The organism is Methylobacterium sp. GXF4, from assembly GCF_000272495.1.
Taxonomy (GTDB): Bacteria; Pseudomonadota; Alphaproteobacteria; order Rhizobiales; family Beijerinckiaceae; genus Methylobacterium; species Methylobacterium brachiatum.
Window position 1 is genome coordinate 1 of sequence record NZ_AKFK01000027.1, and the last position, 6,019, is coordinate 6,019.

At 64.3% G+C, this 6,019-nt stretch carries 7 protein-coding genes and 2 pseudogenes; 3 read left to right on the forward strand and 6 right to left on the reverse strand.

Features of this window, described 5'->3' with window-relative positions:
• Window positions 1-53 precede the first annotated feature (53 nt).
• Both WYO_RS29665 and WYO_RS03920 read left to right on the forward strand, forming a co-directional pair.
• A protein-coding gene (locus tag WYO_RS29665; protein ID WP_085985769.1) for an IS5 family transposase occupies window positions 54-859 on the forward strand; the annotation gives its coding sequence in 2 pieces (ribosomal slippage) (window positions 54-384 and window positions 384-859; 807 coding nt in all).
• A 411-nt stretch (window positions 860-1,270) separates the two neighbouring features.
• A complete protein-coding gene (locus tag WYO_RS03920) occupies window positions 1,271-1,645 on the forward strand; it encodes a hypothetical protein (protein ID WP_007559284.1) in 375 nt (124 codons plus the stop codon).
• A 614-nt stretch (window positions 1,646-2,259) separates the two neighbouring features.
• On the opposite strand, the gene WYO_RS03925 is transcribed toward WYO_RS03920, so the two are convergent.
• From WYO_RS03925 to WYO_RS03935, 3 genes are all read right to left on the reverse strand, one after another.
• A complete protein-coding gene (locus WYO_RS03925; protein ID WP_039902171.1) occupies window positions 2,260-2,457 on the reverse strand; it encodes a hypothetical protein in 198 nt (65 codons plus the stop codon).
• Between the two features lie 467 nt (window positions 2,458-2,924).
• Window positions 2,925-3,164 carry a hypothetical protein gene (locus WYO_RS29675; RefSeq protein WP_081496927.1) on the reverse strand — a complete coding sequence of 80 codons (240 nt, stop codon included), beginning with the start codon at window positions 3,162-3,164 and terminating at the stop codon, window positions 2,925-2,927.
• 206 nt (window positions 3,165-3,370) lie between these two features.
• Entirely contained in the window at window positions 3,371-3,577 is a 207-nt protein-coding gene (locus WYO_RS03935; protein ID WP_007559289.1) for a hypothetical protein, read from the reverse strand.
• 102 nt (window positions 3,578-3,679) lie between these two features.
• Here WYO_RS03935 and WYO_RS29680 point away from each other — a divergent pair.
• Window positions 3,680-4,485: pseudogene (locus WYO_RS29680) on the forward strand (IS3 family transposase); the annotation flags it as partial.
• A 488-nt stretch (window positions 4,486-4,973) separates the two neighbouring features.
• Here the strand turns inward: WYO_RS29680 and WYO_RS32090 are convergent.
• The 3 genes and pseudogenes from WYO_RS32090 to WYO_RS32020 form a co-directional block, all read right to left on the reverse strand.
• Window positions 4,974-5,117 (reverse strand): YARHG domain-containing protein, encoded by a 144-nt coding sequence (locus tag WYO_RS32090; protein ID WP_244424050.1) that lies wholly within the window; start codon window positions 5,115-5,117, stop codon window positions 4,974-4,976.
• 69 nt (window positions 5,118-5,186) lie between these two features.
• Window positions 5,187-5,516, reverse strand: a pseudogene (locus tag WYO_RS29685) (SH3 domain-containing protein); the annotation flags it as partial.
• Between the two features lie 312 nt (window positions 5,517-5,828).
• A partial coding sequence (locus WYO_RS32020) for a hypothetical protein (protein WP_210160730.1) occupies window positions 5,829-6,019 on the reverse strand: 191 nt, incomplete at its 5' end.

Here is a 6,019-nt window from a genome sequence, read left to right on the forward strand (position 1 = left end):
CTTAGAGCGCCTAACAGAACGGGCACGGATCGCGTGGGCAGGCGTTGGTCGTGATGGCTCGTCCGCTTCTGCCCGATGATCTCTGGACCGAGATTGCGCCACTTCTGCCGCCGCCCCGCCCACGTCCAAAGGGTGGCAGACGGCCGATCGAGAACCGAGCTGCGTTGACCGGCATTCTGTTCGTGCTGCGCTCAGGCGTCCCGTGGGAGATGCTGCCAGCGGAGATGGGCTGCGGCTGCGGGATGAGTTGCTGGCGCCGCTTACGGGACTGGCAGGCGGCCGGCGTATGGGCCCGCCTGCATCAGGTGCTCTTGGAGCGCCTGCATGGGGCGGGCGAGATCGACTGGAGCCGAGCGAGCTTGGACAGCGCCTCTGTCCCGGCCAAAAAAGGGGCTCTGCCACCGGCCCGAACCCAACGGACCGGGGCAAGGCGGGCACGAAGCGCCACCTCGTCACCGACGCGCGCGGTACGCCGCTCGGCTTCCGCCTGAGTGGGGCCAACCGGCACGACAGCGTGATGATGGCACCGACCCTCGATGCCATCCCACCCGTGCGCAACGGTCGGCGGGGCCGGCCGCGACACCGCCCGGACAAACTGCACGCTGACAAAGCCTACGACGCTGAACCGCGCCGACACGAGTGCCGGGCGCGTGGGATTGTACCGCGCATCGCACGCCGCGGCATCGACAGCAGCGAGCGGCTGGGCCGGCACCGATGGGTGGTGGAGCGCACGCACGCTTGGTTCAGCCGCTTCCGTCGGCTGCCGGTGCGCTACGAGCGACGTGCAGACATCTACGAAGCCTTCACCAGCCTCGCTGCCAGCCTCATCACACTCAACCAGATCAGGCGGTTCTGTTAGGCGCTCTAAGATCGGATCGCGCATCTCCCGGCCTCCACGCCGGGAGATGCGGCCGGCGGGCGAGAGGTGTTGGTCCTCCTCGTCGCTCTCCGCCGCGGAAGGTGCCGACAACTCGTCGGCCTCCGGATCCCCAGCCCGATCAATCTGGCCGTGAGGTCGGCAACACTTTGGGAGCACCCGCTCCTGGGGTGTTCTTTCGTGTCGGGATCCGGTCGCGGGTCACCATGACCTCGTCGCAACCCGCCAGACGGTCATGGCGAGTTGGATCCCTAACGCCTCGAGCGTCACCTTCTGACCAACCGAACGTCACCGGCTGTTCTGGCGTATCACATGGTGATCGTCCAACTCGCTGATGCTTGGGTTTTTCGTCGATGTCGTATCACTGGAAGGCCTCTTGAACGGAGGCAGACCATGTCCAACCACGACCCCGACCCGAACAACACCCCCGAGGAAGAGCCGAAGAAGCCCGAATGGACCCCGGGACGCCGCTTGTCGCGCAAGGGCATGCCCCGCGCCCGCGGCGAGGATCTAAAGGCCCATGCGCAGGTAGAGGCACGGCGCAAGGCCGAGCGCCATGAGACGCGGACGCCTAGCCGGGACCACGTCGCCCGCGCGGCCCTGCATTCCCTCCTTACCGCCCTCGTGAAGGCCCCCGACTCCCCTGGGCTCCAGGCATTTCGTGAGTTGACCCTCAATGCCCTTGACCACGCACTGTTCGATCCGGAGGAAGCACGGCGCGTTCTGGCCGATATGATCGTGCGGGCCGACCATGACCTGAATGAGTAGGTCTATGGCCGCGTCTTCCGAGCTTGGCGTGATGGGGGCTGCAAAGGCCCTCGCCCGGAACGCGCAGCTAAGTCCGCGAGGATCCCGCGCCGACCGAACGGCACCATGCCCTGGACGAACACCGAGCCTCGCTCACCAGGATCGCGGCGCCCTTTGCGTCGGCGGAAGGCATCACCGGATGATGCTGCCTGATGATCACCGGCGGACGCCTACTAACGGGGGGCCGAGGTCAATCCTTGGTCCGCCCGGAGGGTCAAACTACCGCCCAGAGCAATGGGAGCGCGCCGGCCAGGAACAGGGCCGAGGAGAGTAGCACGGCAAGGCGCTCGCGGTGGTGAAGGGCGAAAACGTGAGGTCGGGCGAACATGAAGCGAGCCGGATCGGATGGGAGGATCATCCTCGCCCTCGAACCTTGACCGATCGGAGGCAATCCGCGCCGTCCACAAGAGGTCGTCGTGCTCCGTCGCATCCGAGCCACAGGCGGTTGGATGTGCTGGGGCGCACGCCCCGTTAATCGGATGAAGCGTACCCATTTCCTCACGGTCGCCGACGCCCCCTCGAGCGGCCCGATCCAGCGACGCAGTAACCTTCCCGGTTGCTGCCTCGTTGTCGTCTTAGCGCTGCCCGTCCCGCCGAACTCGATCTGCTTCCTCGGCTGCGACTGCCTCGACCGCAGCAATCACGTTCTCCAACTCGGCAACCTGACGGAGAGCGCTTCCCGCCGGCAAGCCATCATGCTCGGCCATTGCCAGGATGAACGTGCGCTGGTGCGCCTTCAGGCGTTCGAGGAGGGCGTTGAGCTTGTCGGACATGGGCGGGCTGTAGACACCCGAAGATAGTCTCGCAACGCGACTTTTCCTTAGCCCCGTCGTCGTTCGTGCCGCCATAACGCTACGGCGATCCGTCGAGCCTCGTAGGGTCGCCGAAGCGGTGTTCCTAGGTTGCCCTGACCTCCAGGGGCGTAGGCGTAGATTAGAACGCCCTCCGGCCCATAGTTTCGGCGCATCTCAGCGCGTCAACGACCATCTGCCGTAGCGAGGGCCGCCTCCATAAGGGCGAGACGGGCACGGTCGGGTGAGAGGGATTGTTGGGCCGTCCTGTCGCCCAACGCGCCGGCCAGGATGTGGCCGGTGCCCTGAAACAGTTCTGGCGAGCTCATTCATCGATCCGCCGGCGCCCGGACGTGCGTCGATCCGATTGCAGCAGTTCTCGAAGGCACACGAAGGCGGCGGGGTGTGAACCCCGCGCTCATAGATCAATGGTTCGCCCTCAATGCGGATCAATCTTCGTCATCGTCCTCGCGGAGGCGTTCCTCGCGGCGGATGGGATCACGACGGTCCTGCCGGAATTCCTCACGCCGCTCTTCACGACGGATCTCATCCCGGTCGCGCTCGCGCGGCGAACGAGGGTCGACTCGAACCCCGCCTGGTCCGATATCGATGCTCTGCGCTGAGGCCGGCAGGCTTGGGACGGTGAAGAGGCCGACTGCAACGAGCCCGCCCGCAATGATGTGCCTCAAGATGGTATCCTCCAAAGCTCGCGCAGTAACGGACTTGGTGTGTTCGCGTTCCACTCAGGCCCCCACCCACCAAGGGCGCCTATTGCGCTTGCATCGGGGCGGCCCGGCAGATGGTGTTGATCACCGCCGTAACGATCGGGGTCCGGGACGATACCAACCGGGTCCAGCGTATCATCGCGCAGCTATGAACGCGGCTCGAAGTCCGATCACCCGCGCGCTGCCCGCCAGCCGGCCGCCTTCGCCTCGTCTTCGCTGCAGAACATCCTCTCACCGGAGCCGGTGCTGATCACGGTGCGGTCGTAGTCCCGGGTCCCGGGCAAGCGATAAATCTTGTCGCCCTTCCGCGAGATGTTGCCCTTGATCGCGCAGGCGGTCTTCGCCGGCGCTGGCGCGGCTGCCGACGGCTTCTCCATCTCCGGACGGGTCTCGATGCCGCCCGCACGCTTGGCGCTGGTCAGCCCCCATTGAAGTGGTCCCCTCTTTGGTATGGCCTTTGAGCCTGGAGGACGGACGGGATGGCAAAACATCCGAAACCCGAGGAGATCGTCGCGAAGCTACGTCAGGCGGACGTGCTGATCTTACAGGGCCAGAGCGTGGCCGATGCAATCCGCGCGCTCGGTGTGAGTTCGGTGACGTACTACCGGTGGCGGCGTAAGTTTGGCGGCCTGAAGTCGGATCAAGTTCGACGGATGAAGAGTCTTGAGACCGAGAATGCTCGGCTTCGAAAAGCCATCGCCGATTTGACGCTGGACAAGCTGATCTTGCAGGAGGCGTCCCGGGGAAACTTCTGAGCCCTGCGCGCCGACGTGCCTGTGTCGAGCACATCATGCGTACGATGACCGTCTCCGAGCGCCGTGCCTGTCGGGCGCTCGGACAGCATCGCTCGACACAGCGCAAGGTATCGCGGGGCCGCGACGACGAAGAGGCGCTGACGGCCGATCTCGTGGCGTTGGCTGAGAAGTACGGACGCTATGGCTACCGCAAGATCAGCGCATTGCTGAAGGCGGCCGGTTGGTTCGTCAACGACAAGCGCGTCGAGCGCATTTGGCGGCGTGAGGGTCTGAAGGTCCCAGACAGACAGCCCAAGCGGGGGCGGATCTGGGACAACGACGGCTCCTGCGTCCATCTTCGCCCGGAACACCGCAATCACGTGTGGTCGTACGACTTCGTCGAGGCCCGCACGCACGATGGACGCAAGATCCGGATGCTCAACGTGGTCGACGAGTTCACGCACGAATGCCTGGCGATTCGAGTCGCCCGCAAGCTGAAGGCAACCTACGTCATCGACGTGCTCTCGGATCTGCTCATCCTGCGTGGCGTAATAGATAAATAATCGATGTCGATGTACCAAAAAGATGCAACGTCATGAGATACCGCGACAATGATTGAAAGCGCTACTACGAAGCCGAGAACTGACGGCAAGAGTAACAGGCGTTCAATCAAATCCGGGCGAGTTTCAATCTTCTCTTGAAGCTCGTCCTCACGGGGCTCACTCACACATTCGCTCGCATCTTTGGTGCGGCTTCACGCCTACGCACGTCGGGCCGCAGCCACTGGTACTTGATCGGGCTCAGGCCTTGAGCGCCCGCTCGAGCAGCCGGCGGATGCCCTCTGGGCGCGAAGGCTTAGGATCGGGCTGCTGGGCAATCGATCGATCCAACGCGGCCAGCATGTCGGGCTGCAAGCGCACAACAACCGGCGTCCCGGGCGCCTCAGGGCGCCCCACGTAGCCCTGGCCGGAGAGGCAGTCCGTCAACGCGCACAGCCCAATTGACGCTCCGTCGCCCTGATCTGGACCACCTGGTCGCGCTAGCGCACCAACAGCGGCACGTCTGCCTCGTCGTCGAACTGGCACCCGGCATTGCCGAACGCCTGAATGGCCTGCGGGGTGCGGAAGCAGTAGCCCGCTGCCTTGAAGATCGCGTTCCGCTCGGACCACAGCTCCTCGCACAATGACGAGACGGATCCGCTCGGCGCGCTGCGGCCATCGGCGGCCGTGCGGCAGCAGCCGACGTACCGGGCACTCACCCACCCGGTCTGCCCGGACGGCAGCTGGATGTTCACCCAGTCGCCCTGGCGGCCGAGCTTGGTGAAAAGGGTGTCGGGCCCGAGCCGCGCGAGGCGGGCGCCCTGGGTGCCGCTCGGCAGGCTGCGCAGCGTCAGGAAGTTGTCGCCGTAGGGATCGAGGCCAACAGGGTAGCTGAACGCTTCCTGCTGAACTTGCGCAAGGGCCGGCCAACTCGCGGCGGTCGCGAGGATCGCGGCCGCGGACAGAAGGAGGCGGAGGGGAAGGAAACGACTCGGCGGAGGCCTAACGCGGTGACACTCTGGTGACACCGCGGATCTCTGCATCAGGGTCGATCCCTGCTAGTCATTGAGAAGATTGGCGCACCCGACACGATTCGAACGTGTGACCTTTGCCTTCGGAGGGCAACGCTACACCTGAGCTAAAATCACGGTTGGTCGCGCGTTCCGTTTGAAAACTCGTTCTCAGTCAGTCTGTTACCGTATAACGCTACACCCACTCCGCACACATCTCAACCGCGCCTCAGCCCACGATCCGACCAATCGTTGTGACAGCGTTGTGACAAAAAGCGAGATCTGAGTGACCCCCTCGTTCGCAAATTGGCGGACCGCGGCATACGAGGTAAACAATGAGGTCCGTCACATGTCGATGTCAGAGCGTTCGACTTTAATGGACTGCGATTCATCCACTTGTAACCGGGCACGGTCCAATGCCCGATCGCGTTCAGCTACTATCGCACGCGCTTCACCCAGCTCTACCCAAGCCCGCTGCAATGTATGATCACGTTCAGCTAAAACGGCGCCTGAAGCATCCAGCTCAGTCCAAGCGC

Coding starts and splice junctions, on each gene's coding strand:
- WYO_RS03935 (WP_007559289.1), bottom strand. CDS start 3,577: ATGGAGAAGCCGTCGGCAGCCGCGCCAGCGCCGGCGAAGACCGCCTGC.
- WYO_RS03925 (WP_039902171.1), bottom strand. CDS start 2,457: ATGTCCGACAAGCTCAACGCCCTCCTCGAACGCCTGAAGGCGCACCAG.
- WYO_RS03920 (WP_007559284.1), top strand. CDS start 1,271: ATGTCCAACCACGACCCCGACCCGAACAACACCCCCGAGGAAGAGCCG.